Annotated in this window: 17 protein-coding genes; 6 read left to right on the forward strand and 11 right to left on the reverse strand. The window is 51.1% G+C overall.

The window, feature by feature from the left end:
* Nucleotides 1-22 precede the first annotated feature (22 nt).
* From OQ371_RS15855 to OQ371_RS15875, 5 genes are read right to left on the reverse strand one after another with little or no spacing between them, the layout of a single operon-like run.
* Complete coding sequence (locus OQ371_RS15855; RefSeq protein ID WP_265989084.1) at nucleotides 23-856, reverse strand: PKD domain-containing protein; 834 nt, start codon at nucleotides 854-856, stop codon at nucleotides 23-25.
* 27 nt (nucleotides 857-883) lie between these two features.
* Complete coding sequence (locus OQ371_RS15860) at nucleotides 884-2,032, reverse strand: acyltransferase family protein (RefSeq protein WP_265989086.1); 1,149 nt, start codon at nucleotides 2,030-2,032, stop codon at nucleotides 884-886.
* 1 nt (nucleotide 2,033) lies between these two features.
* A complete protein-coding gene (locus OQ371_RS15865; RefSeq protein WP_265989087.1) occupies nucleotides 2,034-3,470 on the reverse strand; it encodes an MOP flippase family protein in 1,437 nt (478 codons plus the stop codon).
* A gap of 17 nt (nucleotides 3,471-3,487) precedes the next feature.
* Nucleotides 3,488-5,716, reverse strand: coding sequence for a GumC family protein (locus OQ371_RS15870; protein WP_265989090.1), 2,229 nt, complete (start codon nucleotides 5,714-5,716; stop codon nucleotides 3,488-3,490).
* Nucleotides 5,717-5,728: 12 nt separating this feature from the next.
* Nucleotides 5,729-6,454 (reverse strand): TolC family protein, encoded by a 726-nt coding sequence (locus OQ371_RS15875; RefSeq protein ID WP_265989092.1) that lies wholly within the window; start codon nucleotides 6,452-6,454, stop codon nucleotides 5,729-5,731.
* A gap of 474 nt (nucleotides 6,455-6,928) precedes the next feature.
* On the opposite strand from OQ371_RS15875, the gene OQ371_RS15880 reads away from it, so the two are divergent.
* On the forward strand, nucleotides 6,929-8,164 hold the full coding sequence (locus tag OQ371_RS15880; protein WP_265989093.1) for a glycosyltransferase: 1,236 nt from the start codon (nucleotides 6,929-6,931) through the stop codon (nucleotides 8,162-8,164).
* Nucleotides 8,165-8,169: 5 nt separating this feature from the next.
* The gene (locus OQ371_RS15885) at nucleotides 8,170-8,790 is read left to right on the forward strand and encodes an acyltransferase (RefSeq protein WP_265989095.1); all 621 of its coding nucleotides are present in this window, start codon (nucleotides 8,170-8,172) and stop codon (nucleotides 8,788-8,790) included.
* A 4-nt stretch (nucleotides 8,791-8,794) separates the two neighbouring features.
* Here OQ371_RS15885 and OQ371_RS15890 read toward each other — a convergent pair whose 3' ends face one another.
* Complete coding sequence (locus OQ371_RS15890; protein ID WP_265989097.1) at nucleotides 8,795-9,643, reverse strand: beta-1,6-N-acetylglucosaminyltransferase; 849 nt, start codon at nucleotides 9,641-9,643, stop codon at nucleotides 8,795-8,797.
* 100 nt (nucleotides 9,644-9,743) lie between these two features.
* Entirely contained in the window at nucleotides 9,744-11,171 is a 1,428-nt protein-coding gene (locus OQ371_RS15895) for an O-antigen ligase family protein (RefSeq protein ID WP_265989098.1), read from the reverse strand.
* A 604-nt stretch (nucleotides 11,172-11,775) separates the two neighbouring features.
* Between OQ371_RS15895 and OQ371_RS15900 the strand changes: the two genes are divergently transcribed.
* Both OQ371_RS15900 and OQ371_RS15905 read left to right on the forward strand, forming a co-directional pair.
* Nucleotides 11,776-12,294, forward strand: a complete 519-nt coding sequence (locus tag OQ371_RS15900) for a response regulator transcription factor (protein WP_265989099.1) — start codon at nucleotides 11,776-11,778, stop codon at nucleotides 12,292-12,294.
* Nucleotides 12,295-12,565: 271 nt separating this feature from the next.
* Nucleotides 12,566-13,759: a glycosyltransferase family 2 protein gene (locus OQ371_RS15905; protein WP_265989100.1), complete on the forward strand. Its 1,194-nt coding sequence runs from the start codon at nucleotides 12,566-12,568 to the stop codon at nucleotides 13,757-13,759.
* Between the two features lie 67 nt (nucleotides 13,760-13,826).
* On the opposite strand, the gene OQ371_RS15910 is transcribed toward OQ371_RS15905, so the two are convergent.
* The 3 genes from OQ371_RS15910 to OQ371_RS15920 form a co-directional block, all read right to left on the reverse strand.
* Nucleotides 13,827-15,539, reverse strand: coding sequence for a GMC oxidoreductase (locus tag OQ371_RS15910; RefSeq protein ID WP_265989101.1), 1,713 nt, complete (start codon nucleotides 15,537-15,539; stop codon nucleotides 13,827-13,829).
* A gap of 13 nt (nucleotides 15,540-15,552) precedes the next feature.
* Nucleotides 15,553-16,107: a gluconate 2-dehydrogenase subunit 3 family protein gene (locus tag OQ371_RS15915; protein ID WP_265989102.1), complete on the reverse strand. Its 555-nt coding sequence runs from the start codon at nucleotides 16,105-16,107 to the stop codon at nucleotides 15,553-15,555.
* A 72-nt stretch (nucleotides 16,108-16,179) separates the two neighbouring features.
* Nucleotides 16,180-17,052 carry a helix-turn-helix domain-containing protein gene (locus tag OQ371_RS15920; RefSeq protein WP_265989103.1) on the reverse strand — a complete coding sequence of 291 codons (873 nt, stop codon included), beginning with the start codon at nucleotides 17,050-17,052 and terminating at the stop codon, nucleotides 16,180-16,182.
* A 455-nt stretch (nucleotides 17,053-17,507) separates the two neighbouring features.
* On the opposite strand from OQ371_RS15920, the gene OQ371_RS15925 reads away from it, so the two are divergent.
* Nucleotides 17,508-18,047 carry a YfiT family bacillithiol transferase gene (locus OQ371_RS15925; protein ID WP_265989104.1) on the forward strand — a complete coding sequence of 180 codons (540 nt, stop codon included), beginning with the start codon at nucleotides 17,508-17,510 and terminating at the stop codon, nucleotides 18,045-18,047.
* Nucleotides 18,048-18,147: 100 nt separating this feature from the next.
* Nucleotides 18,148-20,577, forward strand: a complete 2,430-nt coding sequence (locus OQ371_RS15930; RefSeq protein WP_265989105.1) for a glycoside hydrolase family 2 TIM barrel-domain containing protein — start codon at nucleotides 18,148-18,150, stop codon at nucleotides 20,575-20,577.
* Here the strand turns inward: OQ371_RS15930 and OQ371_RS15935 are convergent.
* Nucleotides 20,574-20,999 carry an energy transducer TonB gene (locus OQ371_RS15935; RefSeq protein WP_265989106.1) on the reverse strand — a complete coding sequence of 142 codons (426 nt, stop codon included), beginning with the start codon at nucleotides 20,997-20,999 and terminating at the stop codon, nucleotides 20,574-20,576. The genes OQ371_RS15930 and OQ371_RS15935 overlap by 4 nt on opposite strands.
* Nucleotides 21,000-21,192: the final 193 nt, after the last annotated feature.

The raw sequence follows: 21,192 nt of genomic DNA on the forward strand, positions 1-21,192 counted from the left end.
GTAACGGAACTGAGTTTCTGATTTATTGCGGTAATAATTTCGTGCGGCATTCGCCGTTTTTTATCGTAACCGTGCCCGACCAGGTGCGGCTTTTGGAACGCGCGTAATAGCCGTAAGTCCCCTCCACATTCCGGTAGGTTACGTTGCCTTCCTGCCCACACGTTGTCGGTGTTCCGGACGACTGATAGGTGTTGACAAGACCCTGCATGGCATTGGCAACGTACACTTCGATATCGCTACCGTCGCCGGAGCCGTTGGTCCAGAACATAATGCTGCCGGTTGTGGGTATTTCGGAGATGTAAACGCTTTTCGTGATAACATCGGCGCTGTTGCCATTTCGGGCCGTCAACTGGGCCGAAACCACACCGTTGCTTTTAAACTCGATAAGCGGACTCGCGTCGGTGGATGATTGGCCATCACCAAACAGCCATTGATACCGGTCCGCATTTGTTGATTTATTGGTAAACTGAACCCGGTTGGCCGAACCGTTCACGAAGGTAAAATCAAAAGCCGCCACGGCGATTTTAACCAGGCCAGTGATGTCGACACTATTGGAAACCTGATCCTGTCCAACACCGTTTTTGGCAGTCAACGTAATGGTATATGTGCCGTCAGTTGTGTATTCAATTTCCGGTGATTCTTCAGTCGACGCCCGGCCGTCGCCAAACGTCCACTGATACCGTTCGGAGTGCAGGGATTTATTGGTTAATTTAATTTTACCTGCCGAACCCGAAACCCGTTCTAACGTGAAATCCGCAACGGGCCGGGGAGTGATATCCGGCTGACAGCTAACCGTGTAGGAAATAAGTGTAATCAGAACGATAACACGGGTAATCAGAAAACTTAACTTATTCATAATCAGACCTGGTTGTACTACAATCTTTCAATGGTGTGCACTGTTGGATAATACTTTATTTCGGTTGTTTTGTGGTAGCCGGACTCCTTTATTAAATCGCATTTCGATGTTGTTGTATGTCCACCGGGAGACGATATAAATAAGGTAATAATTAAGAAAAACCAGATACACATAAGCCGAAGGCGGCAGCTTTAGCAGCCGGATAAACACGACGTTGAACAAGCTCAAAAGGAGTGTATGAGTCATGTAGATCGAATAGCTGTAGGTTCCGATATTTTTCAAGAGCCCTGACTTCTTCAACAGAGCAGAAATGATGCCGCGTTCAAATGAAAAAGTAAGAATTGCGAGAAAGAAAATAAATTCATACACAAAGCCGATGGCTTTCAGGGCCGTTCCGTAATAAATCATTAATCCCAAAACCAGCAGGGTCGAAACTTCCAGAAGCGTGAAGTAAGACGATTTCAGCTGGCTGAGGAGGGGATAAGCTCTGTTGAAAACGTAGTAGCAGACTGAACCCGTAAAGAAACCGATAATGCCCCGCAGAAAACCGTAATCAAAGCTGTAGTTGATTTCTGAGCGACCGGTTATGGCAATGAGCAGGAAGAGGGCCAGAATCGGCAACGCTCCAAAGACCGCGTACTTGATGGCCTGTAATCGGGTCTTGTGTATGAGAACCAACATACACCCGAAAACCAGGTAGCAGATCATTTCGGCACTGATCGACCAGCTGGGAATGTTCCAGCTCACATCCCGAATCCCCGGAAATTTGACCGAGTTCAGCAGGAAAAGGGACGTGAAGAACGTCAGGATGTTATTACTCTCGTTATAAGGCTGGTTGATGTGAATGTAAGTAGCGAAATAAAGCTTGATGTTTTCAATGATCACGAAGGAAAAGAGCAGGATAACGTGCAGGGGATAAATCCGCCACAATCTCTTTTTAATAAATCCTCCAAACTCGGAACCGTTGGAAACATTTGGGTAGCTATAGGTGATAACAAAGCCGCTCAGGACAAAAAAGAAATCAACAAACATGTCGGAGTTTTCGACGAAGTTATTGTTGAGCAGGGGCGTATCGGCGAAAGGTGATAAGTGAAAAAAGACCACCATCGAGGCAAAGATGCCCCGGAAAATATCCAGAACCTGAAATCGGTGTTTAATGGTTTGTGTCTGAGCCATGTTACAGGGATTCTTTAAACGTTCTGATTTCCGGAAGCGATACTTTAAACCGCAGCGTTAAGGCCAGATAAATCAATCCGCCCAGCGCAATCTCGATGACGGTATTGACAACGCCCTGCGAACCTACCAGCTCTTTGTAGGCGAAAATGGTGATCACCATGAGTAAGCAGAAACTAAGGGGCTTGGCGATGTTGGCCAGGAATTCTTTAAAGAAGTTACCGATCAGCGAATACGCGATGTAAAAATTCAGAATCAGACTGATAAACGTTGTCGTTAGGTACGAAAAGGCGATGCCCGTGACGTGCCAGTATTTTCCGAAGAAATAAAGCAAGGGAATCTTAACGGCCAACGTAGCCAGATTGAGGTAAAACAGGAGATTGGGTTTGCCTTTGGTAAAAGCGAGCGTAAACAGCGGGTGAGTCAGGCAGCCGAAAAAGCTTTGGAACACGAAAATCTTGATCAACGGAATGGTGTTATCCCAACCCGGACCGTAAAACAGCGGAACCACACTCTCGGCCGTAATTAATAAACCAGCCAGTAAGGGAATATTTAGATAACTGATAATGTCCAGGATTTTGATGTAGGAGTTTTTTAATTCCTGATCGTTTCCCTTCATTTTTGCCAGAACCGGATACGCCACCTGCAGAATAATCGGGTTTAATTTGTTGATTGGGAAAACCGCTAACTGATAGGCAATGGTGTAATAGCCCAGTGAGGTGACACCCAATAAGCTACCGACGATGATGTTATCGGCATTACCCTGAATGAAGCCGATTAAACCATCTCCGACATTGAATAAACCAAACCGAAGGTGGTCCTTAATCAAGTCAAGATTGAAATAAAGGGACGGCTTAAAGTATTTTAACCCCAGGATAATTGACAACACCGTCCGGACAACGTGCATGATTAAATAACCAATAATCAGGGACGTTTCGGCATACCCGTTGTAAGCCAGAGCAATGGCAATGGATGTGCCGGTAATGGTGCCAATGATTTCAATAATAGCAACGGATTTAAACTGCAGCTCTTTTTGTAAGATAAATAAGTAGATCTGGCCAAAATAATTAATAATAAAATAGATAGAAGCTAGCTTAATGACTTTATCCAGCCGGGGCTCGTTGTAAAAAGCAACCACCAGCGGAGAGCTGAAATACACAATCAAAAAGACGGTTCCACCCAGTATCAAGCCCATGAAATACAGGCTTGATAGCACCTTGGGGTCACTTTCCTGTTTGGAAATAATCGAATTGGAAAAACCCAGGTTGGTGAAAATAAAAAAGAAGTTGATGATCAGGGTGCTGACGCTAACGACTCCAAAAACGGAAGGCTCGAGCAGGCGGGCGAGAATGGAAACCTGCAAAAACTGGAAGACCGTAGAGATTACGGTGGAAATGGTAATCCATTTCCCGCCACTGATGGCCTGTTGCTTGGTACTCATGTGCCTTTAAAAGTAGACTACGATATTTTTCCGTATTGAAGCATGCGTTGGTTTTCCAGTGAACGGAGCGAGCGCTGCACTTCCGAAGAATGATCCGGTTCGGTGGGGCGTTGCTGGGCGTCCGTCTTGCTGGGAGCGTCGATGTAGCTGGTGTCAACCCGGTTCAAGACTGCCAGAGTCGTATGGGTAGCAATTTTCAGGTACATTTCCAGCAGTTTCTTTTCGGCCCGTGCCCAGATGCTGTTGACGTCAGTTACCAGAATTGACACGGTGCTCTGGTTGACCAGATAGACCGGGATCGGGCTGCTGATCAGAGCCGGAATTTCCAGGATGATCCGGTCAAACCGGGATGCGTCAAACTTGGTTTTGCCGTCGAACAGGTAATCAACTTCCGTAACGTTCATCAGATCCGAGCGCCGGGTGTACGGGAAATATGTAACCCCGTCCTGTTCCACCATTTCCGGTTCGTTGGCCGCGCGCGGGTAGCAGTAAGCCACTTTCTGACCAGCTTCGACGTAAATCCGGCCCAGGTTTGTAGCAAGCCAGGTCTTTCCCTGCTGCGAACGTACGCTGAAGAGGGTGATAACGGGCGGATACGGTTTGGTGGCCGTGGTTTTGGTAATCTCGAAATTAATCGCGTTGCACAACTGTTCGAACATGCTCAGCGCCGTACGGCCAGCTTTGGAATCCACCGATAGCTTGCGGACGATCGGGAAAAGAGCCGTCATCGGACGACCAATCGCCGACTCGGCCTGTTCGGGTGAACCAATCCGACGATCGGCCCAGAACCGGATGGCGGTCAAGACCATGGCAATAAACAAGCCAACGCCAAAGCCCAGGGCAATAAATAACCAGCGTTTGGATTGGGCATCCTGCGGGAAGCTCGGACTATCGAGAATCGTCAGTGCGCCGTCTACGGTGATGTCCTGGCGACGGGTAACGGCCTGATTCATGTACTGAACCGCGGCCATGTATTCTTTTTCGGCCAGTTCCTGATCACGGGTGAGTTGCCGAAGCTGCGACTCCAGCGGACTGAATTCATCCGTCAGCTTATCGTATTCTTTCAGACGCGTTTTATACACTTCCAGCTTGGCCGAAGACTCTTCGAGGTCGATTGTTTTGGTGAGCCACTCATCCAGAAGCGTGCGTTGCGGAATGGATTCTGGCGAAGTTTCGGCCGACGAGTAGGTTCGGGCGATTGTTTTCAGCGCTTCGGAAGTCTGATCAACCCGGGCTTGCAGGCGGCTGATGACGGCCGGCGGCTGGTTATAAGCCTGCGCATTGGCAAGTTGGTTCTGGGCGTCCGACAGCTCGGCCTGTTTGTTTTTTAAGTCTGTATTAGCCGTGATCAGAACTCCCTGCTGGCTCAGTCGTTTGTTCAGGGCATCGACCGACGCTTTAGCGGCTCTGTTCCGCATTAACTCTTTGTTGTAATCTTCGGTAAACAATTCCCGCGCTGCGGCAATGTTTTTCGATTCGGAGGGAAAGTTCAGCAACTTGTGCTCGACATTGAAAGCGCGCAGCTTGTTGTCGGCATCATCCAGTTTTTTCTTCAATTCCTGGGTCTGTCCCTCGTAGTAACCAACCACTGTGTTGGTTTCAGCGGTTTTCAGAGCGGTATACCGTTTGTTCAGCACCGCAATTGCAGCATCCAGCGTTTGCTGAGCCACCGCCGGATCATTCGATTCGTATTCCATTTCCAGCATGTCGCTGGAGTTGCGACGGGTAGCCTTCAGCTTTTTGCCCATTGCCCAAACCGAGTACGACGACTCCGACTTGAACAGCAAATTCTTGATCGGATTGTCGGTCCCTGCGCGCGAAAGACTGTCGATGCGGGTGTAAAGAGCGGCCTCATTCGCATTGCGGACCAACGAAAGCCGCAGGTTTTCCGGAATAGCCTGCCGGAGGTCCTGAAAGCCCTCCGCCGAGAGAACTTTTTCGTCCGGTTTATTGAGCGACAAATGCCGGGTCAGCAAGCTCACCCCAATCTGGCGCAGGGTTTCCTGTGAATTCAAGGTCGTCAGCAGGTTTTCGAACGCAATACCGGACTGGTCAATAAAGCCCGCTTTCTGATCGGTAAGCAGGGAATAGCCGGAAGCCAGGCCCGTGTAGAGTGTTGCCTGTGACTTGTATGCTTTGGGTTCGTTCTTCGTGAAAAAATAGACCGACGCTGCGGTTACAATCGGAAGCAAAACAAACCAGAGCGCATGTTGCCGCAAAAGACGCAGGAGTACTCGTGGTGTCATGGAATTGATAGGTTATTTACGTTTTAATTGTTGGAGTGAAACGCCCACGAGGTTTTCGAGGTAATAGACGTTTTTCATTAAGTCGCCCCGGGCTTGTTCGGTACCGGATTGGGCCTGCACGTAGGCGTTGGTAACAACGGCCCAATTTCTTGGATCCATCCGACCCGACTTGGAGTCCGCTTCCGCAATCCGGTAAACCGTCAGTGCGGCCTGTTCATCCTGAATGCGTAATTTCAAAAGCCGTTGTGCGGTCAGCATATCCTGATAAACCGTAATTAATTCCCGGCGAAACTGCCTTTCGACAACCTCTTTACGGACCAGCGAGGCCTGGTAGTTCGCGCGTGCCTGCCGGATTTTCTGGTTCCGGCCAAACAAATCGTACAGGCTCAACTGGAGCCCAACCCCGGTGCGGTATCCGTTGGCAATCTGCCCCAAGGCATCGGGCCCGAAGGAGGTATTTGATATAATGGCCTGATTCCCGAAGGAGTATGTTGTAAATCCAGTTGCCGTTTGTAAAATTGCTATTTTGGAAAGCTTGTAGTCGACGTTCTGGGTGACCACCACCTCGCTTTCGTACCGAACATCGGGAGATTTGGCGACGGCAACTTTAGCTATTTCTTCAAACGGTACTAGCTGGGTTGCCAGATCCTGCGTGATGTCCAGATACAGCGTATCGCTCGCTACGGATAGCCTGGTTGGAGCCTGATTGGGTAAAGCCGTATTTTGTCCGTAGCTCAATGAAGAAATAAATAGACAAAAAAGAGACAATCGTGTAACCTTGCGATGCGCGAATTTTACAATAGTTAGAATTGTTGCTGTCATCTGTAAGGATAGCCTTATGATTTTAAGTAAGTTACTTTTAGTAGTGTTAAAGTAGCAAAAATGGTACCACTCTCTCTGCTAAAACCAACGTTCGGGTTAGTCGGGTGGTTATAAGGTGGACAGGTAAGCCGTTGATAAGCTGTTAGTTGTATTCTTATGCAATGGCTATTTTTTCAGAAAGGAACTCGTTAATTTTAATTCAAATTACACTTCAGATTAAATTCTCATTAACGAAAAAGAGTATTTATTGAATGGTTTACAGCGCTTACTAGTTAAGCATACTATTTGCTTAAGAGTAGGAAGGATCAGCGAAGCATCTTTCCTGTTATCAGACAAATGGTGGATGTAGTAAAGAATCAATCGATTGCCGTAACGGCCTTGAATCAGCTCATGAATAGATCATCTGGCGGAACAAATTTTGTCATTACCTCACGGCAACCCTGGGAGGAAAAACAGTTGGGCAGTAACATCCGGGACATGGCTCGAACCCTATCCGCAACTCATTCGGTGCTGTTTGTCAACGAGCCGCTGGACTGGTCGGCGCGGCTTTCCGACAAGTCCGGCCGGGCACAACGGCGGGGCGAATTTGTGGCCGAACACCAGGGGCGGCATTTGATTGAGGCTGAGAAAAACCTGTGGGTGCTTTCCCCAAAATCACTGCTGGGGTCATTTAACTGGTTGCCAGACAGTACCTTGTATGATTGGGCGAACCGTTTCAATGGAGCCCTGCTGTCCAACGAAATTAAGGCCGCTATCAAAGAACTGGGCTGGACATCGTTTGTGCTGATCAATGATAACGATATGCTCCAGGGCTTCTACCTCAAAGAATTGCTCAAGCCGGAAGTGTACGTCTATTACCTGCGCGATAATTTTCTGGCGGTGGATTTCTGGAAGCGCCACGGCGCCCGGCTGGAACCACTGCTGATGAGCAAGGTTGATCTGGTCGCCAGTAATTCCCTGTACCTGGCCAATCAGGCGGCCCGCTACAACCCGCGTTCGGTATATGTCGGACAAGGCTGCGACCTGAAGATGTTCGATCCGGCCGCCATCACCGAAATTCCGGCGGATATTGCCGCGCTACCGCACCCCCGAATCGGCTACGCGGGCGCGCTCACGGGGTTACGGCTGGATGGAAACCTGATTGGAAACGTTGCCAGACAACGACCTGACTGGCAGATTGTCCTGATCGGGGCCACCGATGATTCGTTTCCGACCGAACAACTGAGCGCTCTGCCGAACGTCAGCTTTCTGGGGGCCAAAACGCCCCGCGAGATTCCGGCTTACCTGGCCGCGATGGATGTGCTGATCAACCCGCAGATCCTGAATGAAGTAACAATCGGGAACTACCCGCGAAAAATTGACGAATACCTCGCAATGGGCAAACCGGTCGTCGCGGGCAAAACCGAAACGATGGCCTTGTTTGATCAGCACGTTTACCTGGCCGAAACTACGGATCAGTTCATTGCCCGCATCGACGATGTGTTGAATGGCAACGTTTTATCGACGCCGGAAGAGCGGATTGCTTTCGCCTGGGAGCACACCTGGGAGAATTCGGTGGGGCTGTTGACCGATGCCGTTGATCAGCTCCGCATTTCCAAATCAAAAGCTACGCAGTCCATTATATAAATCGTATGAAAGAGTACCTCGACCGGAGTCCCGGGCTGAAACAGTTGATTCACTGGTTATTGATTCCCCGCCATGAGGCACGTCCCCGCCGGTGGGTTAGCTGGTTTGTGAATCCGTTTATTCACAAACGGCACCGGACATCGATGGTCCGGTCATCCGCGCGGATGGATGTGTTGCCGTTCAATCCGTTTTCGCTAGGCGCTCACAGCGTCATCGAAGCATTCAGCGTGGTGAACAATGGCGTGGGGCCGGTAGCGATCGGTGACCGTTGCACGGTAGGGATCGGTTCGGTCGTCATTGGTCCGGTAACCATCGGCCACGACGTCATCATGGCGCAGCACGTGGTATTGTCGGGCCTGAATCACTCGTACGAAGACGTGACGCGGTCGATTCGGGAGCAACCCGTCGTAACCCGACCTATCGTGATTGAAGAAGAATGCTGGATTGGGGCCAATGCCGTCATTACGGCGGGGGTAACCATTGGGCGGCATTCAGTTGTTGCGGGCGGAAGTGTCGTGACGCGGGACGTGCCCCCGTATTCCGTGGTGGGAGGCAATCCGGCCCGGCTCTTGAAACAGTACGATCCGGGAGAAAAAGCGTGGGTCAAGCCCGCCGTACGGGTTTAAACCGTTAAATTGACAGGTAGTTGGCGTCGAGTAAATCCAGGATCTCCGGCTGGGTTGTGGCGTTGAATTTCCGGGCGAACAATTTGCCGGATGCGCGCAGGGTGGCTTCATCCGTTGCCGTCAGGGTCTTCGGACTGGCTTTGCCTTCCGACCAGTCAATATACCGCAGGTTATCGTTTAACATCCTGGATTGGAACGGCGAATTATACAGTAGCGTTTGAAAGACCAGTTCGTCGGCACCCCACGTCAGCTCAAAAAAACGTCTGACATTCGAGTGCATTTGCAGGTAAAGCAGGATGTATTTAACGGCTTCCTGCGTAATTGTAAACCACTGAGAGCGGCCCACCAGCGTTAAGTTTTCCGGTACTTTCCGGTCGGGCAGGAGGGAGTTTAGCAGTTTTTCCAGCTTGTGCTTGCCGGGAATGGAATAATTGGTGAGGTGGTATTTCCTGATTCGCGGAATCGCTTCCTGCCATTCATTTTCTACAGAATAATATTCCATAAACTGCGTTCCGCTCTGTTTTTGCAGAAAATGATGGATGTAATCCGGCGATTTGAGCGGGTAATCCTGACCGCTTAACAGATTGACGTAATCATACGGTATCGCCGACGCCATAATCTGTTCAAAACCGTTGAGGGTCGCCTGAACAATGCTGTAGGCTCCCCAAGACACCCTTTGCCGTTTCCGGACCAGGTAAACATTCTTGTACTGTTGTAATTTTAGGAATGGGCCGATGTCGGTTTTCTGATCAACATGAACGTAAAAGTCCGCATCTGGATGCTGCAAGGCCCGAATAAGCCGGTCGAGTTGTTCGGGTTGTGCGTGAGCCAAAATCAGATGGGCCAGTTTCATATCGTTCGTCAAATAATAGTCTGAATGCGTTTGGTAAATTTTGAGGTGCCTTGGCCCATCTGTGCCAAGAGAGGAAATCCGTTTTGGTAAACCGTTGAGCTTATTCTACCAGATTTTGTTGAGGTACCCGCTTTTTGTCCCAGCGGTTACACGTAGTAAATAACAGGGCGTTGACGTAGAGCATGGCACTGGTCGGGAACTGACCCAGTACCGGGTTGGAATAGCCCATAACGACAATGCCGACAAAAACCGCCAGAATGGCCCTCATCAGGGATTTAAGCTCCGGGTCCCGTAGATTCCAGACCCGGTATACGCCGATACCGATTAACGATGCCAGCATGAGCAGGTAGATCGTTAGACCCACGCGCCCCACTTCAATCCAAAGTTCAACATACCAGCTATCCGGTGAAATCTGGGCCGCCCAGTGATCGGGTGAAAACCGTTGTCCGGTATCGAGTGACGTACCAATACCCGCACCGAAGGGATGATCTTTCAGCAGGGCCGCCAGTTTTTCCTGGTTTTTCAACCGCAGCAGGAAGGAGGGGTCTTCCATCGGATTCAGGGCGGTGCGCATCCGTTGAATCTGGTAATTGCTACTGCCGATACTCGTAAATTTCAGCATCAATATCAGGGGGAGGGCCGCGCATAAGCCAAGCGCGATTTTAAGCATGTCGCGCTTCAGAAATAGATAAAAACCGTAACCCGCAATCAGCACGAAAAGCGCACTGCGCGTTCCCGAAACGGCATATCCCCAGAAATAAATCAGCAACAACACCGCAAAGCCAATTTTGCGCGGCATCGAATCGGTTTCAAAAATCCAGATTAGACACAGCAGCGAAACGGCGGCCATTTCGGCCCCGAATTGAGACGCATCGGTGTAAAACGAAAAACTGCGAAGGTGTCCAAACAAAATGTGGGTGGAAGCGCCCCCGGCGTTGAGCCAGAGTATCTCGTTGGTAGTCAGACCTATGTACTGCTGTTTGAACGCCCAGAGCGCGGCCAGCACCGACCAGGTCAGCCAGGTGCGTAGAATAATCCGAAAATCGGCCCGGGTAATGTCGAGCAGCAGGATGGTGCAGGTGATGACAAAAAAGTGCAGCGAGAATGACCGGGCGTGAAAAAACCAGGCTGCGCGGTAGGGCGACTCCGGGTTGAATATTTCCAGGACTGTGAAAAAGAACCAGAAGCCGACCAGATAAAAAGCCGGATGATGCAGGCTTTTCCAGGAGAGTTGCCGGTTGTTGAGCAACAGGCTCATGACCATTAGCCCAATAATACCGTCGATGATCATCCCGAACGGAATGTTGATGGGGAGAAAGCGGGCCAGCGCGTTGACCAGAAAGATCAACTGTACGTAAACCATAAAACCAAACTTGGGTTCGGCCAGGACGGCTCCCACCAGCACAAGTCCGACAGGCATGACCACCAGCACGGCCAACGCCAGAATTCCAAACTCCGCAATCAGAAAACCGGACGCCAGAGCAATGAGGGTTCCCAACAGGCTATAGAGCCACAATCCCTTTTGCATCTGGTACGATATGGAAGCTAGCTGATCCCGCATGCTCAGTGGTAGAAGTACCGGAAGATGTCCGGATAATGATGCTGTTTTTTGATTTGTAAACTGGGATATCGGAGCTCAAATACGGTGAATTCCCAAATAAGCCACCCAAAATCCCTGTATGAGAAAGCTGTTCTTTTAACAAGGCAGCGCTATCTCCTAATGGTTATCACATATCGTGCCAAGTGCTAACTTGGATTTATAATAGAAAATAAATTCAGAAACTTAGAGTATTTATACTCGAGATTTGAGTAGTGTCGAAACGTTTAATTATGAGTTAAGTGGCTGATAAATAGTGTTTTCATATTATTGGAAAGGTGAGTTGCAAAAATAAATTCACAATTATTTTTTAATACTATAATAAGTATTTTTACATTTGTAACGTAATGAAGAAAGGGATTGCCATTGATACCGTTACCGGAAGGGCTTCTTTAAGTTGCTATTATAGAGCTGGTTATGTTTGAAGGGCGAATTTTGGGTAGTGGGCTGATGGCAAAACAACCTTATTTCGAAGACCGCCTAGAATTAGTTTACGGAATAGAAAACAACTTTTTTAATAAGTGTTTTTACTCGCTTGGAAGTTAGTTTTTTTGAGATGTTTACGTATTGCTCTGTCTTTTTAAAGTATACTCTGTCTACTATGGAAATCTTTAAATCGAATGTGCTGGTTGTTGAAAATAACCGCTTTCTAGTGAATGTTTTGTACAAGACTTTGTCTGATGAATTTAGTGTCACTGTAGCGGCTAACGGCTTCGAAGCCATGGCCTTGCTGGAAAAGGGCCATAAGGTTGACTTTATTGTGACGGATCTGAAATTGCCCAGGTTCAACGGACTGGAATTGATTCAATTGCTCCGCAAAAGCGAAAATTACCAAGAAATGCCTATTCTGGCCCTTTCTGAGTCCGGTGATAGCAACGCCCGGATCAGCAGCCTGGAGAGCGGTGCGGATGATTGCATGGAAAAACCGTTCAATCCGTTCGAAATACAGGCTAAAATAAAAGCGATGCTCCGGCGGGTGGAAGTAAGAAAACCGCGTTCCGTCGATGATCTGAAAAAACACTTTCCAGGCTTACGATCACTGCATTTTAACTAAGTCATTTGGTTATAGGCGCACAACTCTGCAATTTCTCTGTTCTACTTTATATCTACTTGGCTTTGGGGGCGTTATTCGGACATCCGGATGGAACCTCCGGGCCAGGTTTTTTTGCGCCCGATTGAATGGTATATTATTTGCTATCAGATGAGCAGAATCTGATGATTCAAAAGGCGAGATGACGGTATTGTTAAATAACCGAAAGGTCCAATGAAATTATCAGAGGAATTAATCAACAAATTGATTTGTACTGCGATAATTTTAGCACAATATGGCCCTTCTGGAATACCTGGTTATCCTGCCGGTTGGCATCTATCTGATCTTTAACAGCTTCTATCTTTTTATATCAGCCGTAGCGGGCTGGTTTGGCGGCAAAGACGATGTGCCCGTCACTAAACAACCAACCCGTACCCGGCGCATTGCCGTTCTGGTGCCCGCTTACAAAGAAGATAAGGTTATCCTGGACTCTGTACAGGTTAATTTGCAACAGACGTACCCCGCCGACTTCTACGACATTTTCGTTATTGCCGATTCATTTCGCCCCGAAACCTTACAGGAATTATCCCACCTTCCGGTTAAAGTGCTGGTAGTCAGTTTTGAACAATCGACGGTTCAGAAATCGCTGACCAAAGCGCTGGAACAACTTCCCCAAGGAGTATACGACATTGTGCTGGTTTCGGATGCCGATAACCACATGGCGCCCGATTTCCTGCACCGCATTAACCTGGCTTTCGACAGCGGCTGGCGGGCCGTGCAGGGGCACCGGGTGGCTAAAAATACCAACACCAGCGTGGCGGTTTTTGACGCCATGAACGAAGAAGTCAACAACCATCTTTTCCGGAAAGGACAGCGGGCACTGGGGCTGTCGGCTTCGCTGATCGGCTCCGGAATGGCGTTTGAGCCCGAAACAATGAAGCGGGCTATGCACCAGATTCAGTCTGTAGGCGGCTACGACAAGGAGCTGGAAATGCTGCTGCTGACCGAAGGAATTCAGATTGCGTACCTGAACGATGCCCTGATTTATGACGAAAAAGTCCAGAACCTGGAAGTGTTTGAGCGGCAGCGCTCCCGCTGGATTGCGGCCCAGATTCACTTCGTCAAGCTTTATTTTGGTACGGGGATGCGGCAACTGCTGCGGGGAAATCTGCCCGCGTTCAATGGCTTGTTGAAAGGATTCCTCATTCCGCGGATTCTGTATCTGGCCCTGCTGACCTTTGGGACGTTTCTGGGGCTGGTGTTAGGCATTCAGCCGGTATTTCAGTTTTTCGGCGGATTGCTGGCGATTCTGGTGTTCACTCTATTGACGTCCACGCCCGGCTACCTGTGGAAGAAAATTTCGATGGGGGATTTATTGACGTTGCCGTTGCTGATATTCCGAATGATTCGCTCCCTGCTAAAAGTCAAGGCCGCCAGCAAGAAATTTATGCACACACCGCACGGCGAAACGGTAGCGAAAGAAAATTGAATTTAATGGATTGTTGTCCGGAGTTAATCGTTTTTTTACTGATCAACTCCGGATAACAACAACTGCTTTACAAATTCGTCTTTTTCATTTCCTTCACCGCATAATCCACGGCCCGGGCGGTAAATGCCATGTAGGTCAGGGACGGGTTTTGGGTGGAGGTGGAGGTCATCGAAGCACCGTCGGTGACAAAAACGTTTTTGCAGTGGTGCAACTGGTTCCACTTGTTGAGCATCGACGTTTTCGGGTCTTTACCCATCCGGACACCGCCCATTTCGTGAATGTCTAGGCCCGGATTACGCTTATCGTCGCGGACGCGGATGTTTGTAAAACCGGCTGCGGTGAACATTTCTGTCATCTGCTCCTGATAATCCTTCACCATTTTATCGTCGTTGTCGTCGTAAGCGATGGAGATTTTCAGTTGCGGAATGCCGAACGGGTCTTTCAGACTCTGGTCCAGCGCCACGTAGTTCGTTTCCTTCGGAATGGTTTCGCCCATCATGTGTGAACCGACACCCCAGCCGCCCAGCGTCGGGTTGGCCAGATTCGCCTTCAAGTCGGTACCGAAACCGTCCAGATTGGTTTTCGACATCCGGTAAGCTGAGAAGCCCGCGGCATATCCGCGCAGGAAGTCGGTTTCCTGTTTGTATACGTTCCGGAAACGCGGAATATACGGACCATTGGGGCGCCGTCCTTCCGTTGTAGAATCCAGAAAACCGTCGTATTCGGCTGAAATACCGGCCCGGTAGTTATGGAAAGCCACGTATTTGCCCAGTACTCCGCTGTCATTCCCTAAGCCATTGGGGAAGCGGCTGGAAGTTGAGTTCAGCAACACCAGGTTGGTGTTCAGCGCTGCAGCATTGACGAAAATGATGCGGGCGTAAAACTCGATCATTTGCTTTGTGGTGGCATCGATTACACGCACGCCGGTTGCCTTGCCTTTTTTCTCGTCGTAAATAATCGAGTGAACAACCGAGTTGGGACGCAGCGTCATTTTGCCGGTTTTGGCCGCCCAGGGAATCGTGGAAGCATTGCTGCTGAAGTACCCGCCGAACGGACAACCCCGCTCGCAGATCGTCCGGTGCTGGCACTGCGCCCGGCCCTGCTGCAGGTGAATCGGCTGCGGTTTGGTAATGTGAGCTGCGCGGCCCATAATCACATGCCGGTCTTTGTACTTGGCCTTCATCTGCTGGCTAAAATATTTCTCCACGCAGTTCCACTCGTGCGGGGGCAGAAACTCGCCGTCGGGCAGGGTGGGCAAACCGTCTTTGTTCCCGGTAATACCGGCAAACTTTTCGACGTGGCTGTACCAGGGGGCAACGTCGGCGTAACTGATCGGCCACTCCACCGCAAAACCGTCGCGGGCCGGCCCGTCGAAGTCAAACTGACTCCAGCGTTGGGTTTGCCGCGCCCAGAGCAGCGACTTTCCACCGACCTGATAGCCCCGAATCCAGTCGAACGGTTTTTCCTGTACGTACGGGTGTTCGGCGTCTTTGACGAAAAAGTGGGCGGACGTTTCGTTGAAGGCGTAGCACTTGCCCACAATCGGGTTTTCCTGCCGGACCGACAGCGGCAGCTGCCCCCGGTGCTCCATTTCCCAGGTATTGAGCATGGTCGTCGGGTAGTCGACGACATGCTTTACATCGCGGCCCCGTTCCAGGACCAGCGTCCGTAATCCTTTTTCCGTCAGTTCTTTAGCCGCCCAGCCGCCACTGATTCCGGAGCCAATGACGATGGCGTCGTAGGTGGTTGCTTTTACGGCATCGATTGCAAAATTTGCCATGTCTTTGGGCAGCTTATTTGTTTTGTTGATTTTTGGAAGTGGTATTTTTAGCAACAACCGGTACGCAGCCGTGGTAGAAGCCGGGGATCATCTGGTAGTGCATAATGTTGTTCATGACGTATTCGGAAGTCGTATACCCCCGGATGGTCATGGCTTTTACCATCGTGAAAAAGTCTTTCTGGTTCGCTTCCGCGGACTGACTCATGCCTTTAAGCAGGTCAGTGCGCTGGGCGGTGTCCAGGGCGGTAAAGGATTTGTTGTAGGTTTTCTGGGCCAGCGTATCCACCGCCGTCAGTCCGTTGGTCAGGCTATCCTGAGCCGCTGGTTCCATACAATCGGTCACGATTTTCTGGATGAACGTGTGGACGCCCAGGGCCTTGGCCCCCGGGGTGTCGGTGGCCGGAATAATGGTTTCCACAACTTCGGCCAGCAAGGCGTCGGCCTTAGGAGACAGCAGGGCTTGGCCCGTCGGCAGCGTCGTTGGGTTCCAGTTGGAGGCCCAGCCCGGCAGACTCACCAGCCCGCCCATCGCGAACGCCAAACTTTTAAGTGCTTTTCGTCTTTCCACGAGGTGTTTGGTTAATAAATGTCAGTTTGGTTTATTTTAGGATATACAATAAGAGTTATACGGCTTTTGTCGCTAAATGAATACACGGGTGCCGGAATAATTCTGGCGGAATTCGCGCGGGGTGCAGCCGTTTTTTCGTCGGAACATCCGGTTGAAATACGACATATTATTAAAGCCGCACTTGTATGAAATTTCGGTGACGGTGTGGGTAGTGTCGATCAACAGCCGGGATGCGTGGCCGAGCCGAATTTCGTTCAAACTGTCAATAAACGTTTTTCCGGTTCGTTTTTTGATAAACCGGCTAAAAGAAACTTCCGGCATATTGACAACGCGGCTCAGATCAGCCAGCGAGATATCTTTATCGTAATTCATCTGCATGAACTCGAACGCTTTTTCCAGTCGGCGGCTGTTGTAATTCAGAGGATCGCTCGTAAACGACGCATTGGATAGCGTTCGCATGTTCCGGGATACCGACAGATCGTGCAGAATCGACATCAGCTCCAGCACCGAGTCAAAGCCGCTTTTCTGCGCCAGTCCCTCAATGCGTGGGCGCAGGGATTCGATAGTTTCCCGCGAAAACGCAATGCCTTTGGCCGACCGCTCAAGCAACGCCCGAATGAAACTGAGCTGATTGCGCCGGAGTAGTTTTTCGTCGAACAAATCGCGGTGAAACTGGATGGTTACCTCCTGAATCTCTTCACTATTGCACTGGTGGTTGAACCAGCCGTGCGGCAGGTTGCTGCCGACCAGCACCAGTTCCAGGTCGTCAATGACGTCGGTATGATCGCCGATGATTCGTTTGACACCCGTTGCGTTGGCCAGAAAATTCAGTTCATATTCCTCGTGTGAATGCAGGGGGAAGTCAAAATCCTTCTTAACTCGGGAGAACAGGGTATAGCAGTCGCTTTGCGTCAGGGGCGTAATTTCCCGGTAAATTGCACTCATCAGCAAAAAGGCAAAGAGGAAGGTTCTAGACAAAGATAAGTAAAAAGTACTACATTATTAGTAGATATAGTATCAAGAATTAGGGAAGGTCATTGAGCTAACATAAAAGTTAAAATTGAAAAATAAGAATACAAATCGGCTGCAATTGCACAATTGACAGAATAATATGTCTATTTGCTATTCACTTTTGTTTAAAAGAATGCTAAAAAAGTATTAATCAGAAAACGAAAATTAGTGGAAGGCTTCCGATACCGGAAGCCTCTTTGTTTTTCAGAGAAACGGATGGTAAAAGAGGTTCGCTCTTCCGGCGACTCCGCAATCGCCAGTCGGGTGGCAAGCGATCCCCGGCAATAATTTACGGGGAGTGGTGGGAATTTGGCGTTTTTTAGCCAAAATTTACGGCTGAGCCCCTGAAGGCGACTCCATCGAAAGCCTAAAAACCACAACATCAAGTCATGAACGCTGAACCGACTATCAACCGCAAGTTTCCCATCGGCCTATTCGTTATCCAAAATTCCTACTCACCCGACGAACTGAGGCATAATATCAATATTCTGGAAACGACTCCGGCCCAATACCGGCAACTGGTCGAAAAACGGTCCGACGAGGAGCTGGCGAAAACGTACCGCGAAGGCAGCTGGACCATTCGACAACTGGTTCACCACGTCGCCGATATGCAGTTGCTGCATTTTTTCCGAATGAAAAAAGCCGTCACCGAACCCGACTACGACACCCTGACGCTGGTGAGCATGGACGGCTGGGCTTCTACCGCCGACGCCAGAACCGCCCCCGTTGAAGATTCGCTGCTGCTGTTCGAAGGGGTACACCGGCGGTACGCTTACCTGGCAAAATCGCTCGATGAATCGCAACTGGCCCGGAAGTGCTACCATCCGGTTCGGCAACTCTGGTTCGACCAGGCACAGGCGGTGGCCATGTCGGCCTGGCACGTACAGCATCATTTGGCCCATATCAAACTGGCTTTGGGAGAGCTTTAAACGCAAGTGGATGCGGGTGCCCGGCAGGTTTGCCGGGATCATCAGCGTGCCAAGAGGTTCCGCTTCCCGCAGGGAATCTTGGCAATTAACGCAAATCACCATGAAAGTTCTGCTTCTTGTCCTTCTCACGGCGCTCCAGGCTCTGGCGCAGCGAAACCCCGCCCGAACCCGGCTCTTCGACTCCGACTGGCGTTTTCTGAAAGACAGCACGATCCGCGCGGAAAGTCCCGATTTTAACGACGAGGGCTGGCGAAAACTTGACCTACCCCACGACTGGAGTATCGAAGATTTACCGAACCCCACGCCGGATCAGGTGATTGGCCCCTTTTCCCGGGCGAGTGTCGGCGGCACTTCCACGGGGTACACCGTCGGGGGCACGGGCTGGTACCGCAAATCGTTCCGAACCCGTGCGGACGAGAAGGAAAAAGCCGTGTCCATTTATTTTGACGGGGTGTACATGGAATCTGACGTCTGGATGAACGGGCATCACCTCGGTTCTCAGGTGAACGGCTACACCCCGTTTCACTACGACTTAACCCCGCACCTGCTGCCGCCGGGTCAGGAAAACGTGCTGGCCGTTCGGGTGAAAAATAGCGGCAAAAACAGCCGCTGGTACACCGGCTCTGGTATCTACCGGCACGTCTGGCTGACCGTTACGGACCCGGTCCACGTGGCCCCGCTGGGGATTTCCATCACGACACCGGAAGTCACCGGGCAGTCGGCGCAGGTGGACGTGGTGACTACCCTCGAAAATTCGACCGGAAAGCCAATGCCGGTTACGGTACAGGTTGCGCTGCTCGGGCGCAACGGCCACGTGGTCGGCACGCGTCAGCAAACCGTTTCGCTGGCAGCCAATGCGAAAGGCGATAGCCGACAGCGCATTACGGTGAAGAAGCCGCAACTCTGGTCGCCCGAGACGCCCCGGCTGTATCAGGCCCGGGTCAGGGTTTTGTCGGCGGGCAAATGGCGGGATGAGGTGACGACGGCTTTCGGCATCCGCTCGATTCAGTTTGATGCCCAGAACGGTTTTCGGCTGAACGGAAAGCGGTATCTGATGAAAGGCGGCTGCCTGCACCACGACAACGGACCGCTGGGGGCCGTCGCCATCGACCGGGCGGAAGAGCGCAAGGTGGAACTGATGAAAGCCAACGGTTTCAACGCCGTGCGGACCAGCCACAACCCGCCCTCCACGGCTTTTCTGGATGCCTGCGACCGGCTGGGTTTGCTGGTAATCGACGAAGCTTTCGACATGTGGCAACGGCCCAAAAAACCGCAGGACTACCACCGGTTCTTCGACGAGTGGTGGCCGCGCGACCTCGAAGCCCTGATCCGGCGCGACCGTAACCATCCGTCGGTGATTATCTGGAGCATCGGCAACGAAATCAACGAACGCGCCGACCCGTCGGGACTGGAAATTACGAAAAAACTGGCCGACGAAGCGCACCGGCTCGACCCCAGCCGCCCGGTGACGGAAGCCCTGTGTGTGTTCTGGGAACATCCTGGCAAAGTCTGGCCGGATTCCGACCCGGCATTTGCCCTGCTGGACATCGGCGGCTACAATTACCAGCGGAAAAACTACGAATCCGATCACCAGCGTTACCCGAATCGCATCATGCTGGGAACAGAAACCTTCCCCGGAGAAGCGTTTGAAAACTGGCAAATGGTGGAAAAACACCCGTATGTGATTGGCGATTTTGTCTGGACGGCTATGGATTACATGGGAGAAACGGCCATCGGTCATTCGCTGCTGCAACCGCAGGCCGAAAAGCCCAACCAAACGGCGGTGCTGCCCTGGCCGTGGTTCAACGCCTACTGCGGTGACCTGGATCTGATCGGTTTCAAAAAGCCGCAGTCGTATTACCGCGATGTGGTCTGGCGCAACCGGGCCATCGAAATGGTCGTTCACAGTCCCATTCCCGACGGCATGAAGGAAACACTGACCAACTGGGGCTGGCCCGATGAACAGCCCAGCTGGACCTGGCCGCGTGCGGAAGGCAAACCGCTCCAGGTGCGGGTTTTTTCGCGAAGTCCGCTGGTTCGGCTGGAACTGAACGGCAACCTCGTCGCGGAACAGACCATCCCGGACACCAGCATCACCGCAACCTTTATGGTCCCGTACCGAACCGGCGTGCTGAAAGCGACGGCGATGGAAGATGGCAAACCCGTTGGCGTAGTAACGCTGACGACCGTTGGCAAGCCGCACCACCTGCAATTGACCGCCGACCGCCCCGCCATCCGGGCGGACCGCAATGATCTGTCGTACGTTGCCGTGGAAGTGGTGGACGAAAACGGAAAAGTCATTCCGAATGCGACCGTTCCCGTGGCGTTTCAGTTGACGGGCGCGGGAGAACTGGCGGGCGTCGGTAACGGCAATCCGACTGATTTGAGCAGCTTTCAAAAACCCGCAAAAAACACGTTTCGGGGTCGTTGTCTGGCCATTCTCCGGCCCGGTGCGCAACCCGGAACCATGACCCTGAAAGCCACCGCCCCGGGCCTGGAATCGGGCGAAGTGACGGTTACGGTGCGTTAACGACTACCGCTTAAGCGGAAGTCGACGGGTAAATTAAACCGGCAATTTACCGAATTGCCGTTTTGCTTGGCCGGTGTCCACACGGGCATGCTTTCAATGAGCCGCACGGCTTCGGCGTCCAGTTGCGGGTCAACGTTTCTCAGTACGCGCGCTTGCTCAATCCGGCCCTGGTCGGTGACGATAAACGTAACGAAGACCTTTCCTTCGCGACCGGCTTGGCGGGCGGCTTCGGGATAGCGCATGTTTTTGCGCATGTATTCGCCCAACTGGTTCATACCGCCCGGAAACTGGGGTGGTTTCTCCGTCACTGTGAAGACCATCCGGTTAGAAGATGCGGTATCGGGCCGTGACTGCTGGGCCTGAGCCGACTGCCAGACGATTCCGGTCAGGAGCAAAAGGAGCGGGAATAGGAGCTTATTCATGTGATGATGAGAATGTAGGCTTGGTTGCTGGTAACGAAACTTAGCGGTTTGCCGGGAATTCGGATGCGGTTTTTGAGCAAGTGGCAAACGCACCGGTCATTTCTGAGTCAGCGGTTTTTAATAAAGAAGCGATTTCTCACTGTTGAGTCCGCTTTTCCGACGCTTCGGCCCGCCAGTCTTTCGCTTCAACGGC

The sequence above is a fragment of the Larkinella insperata genome (genome assembly GCF_026248825.1).
Classification (GTDB): domain Bacteria; phylum Bacteroidota; class Bacteroidia; order Cytophagales; family Spirosomataceae; genus Larkinella; species Larkinella insperata.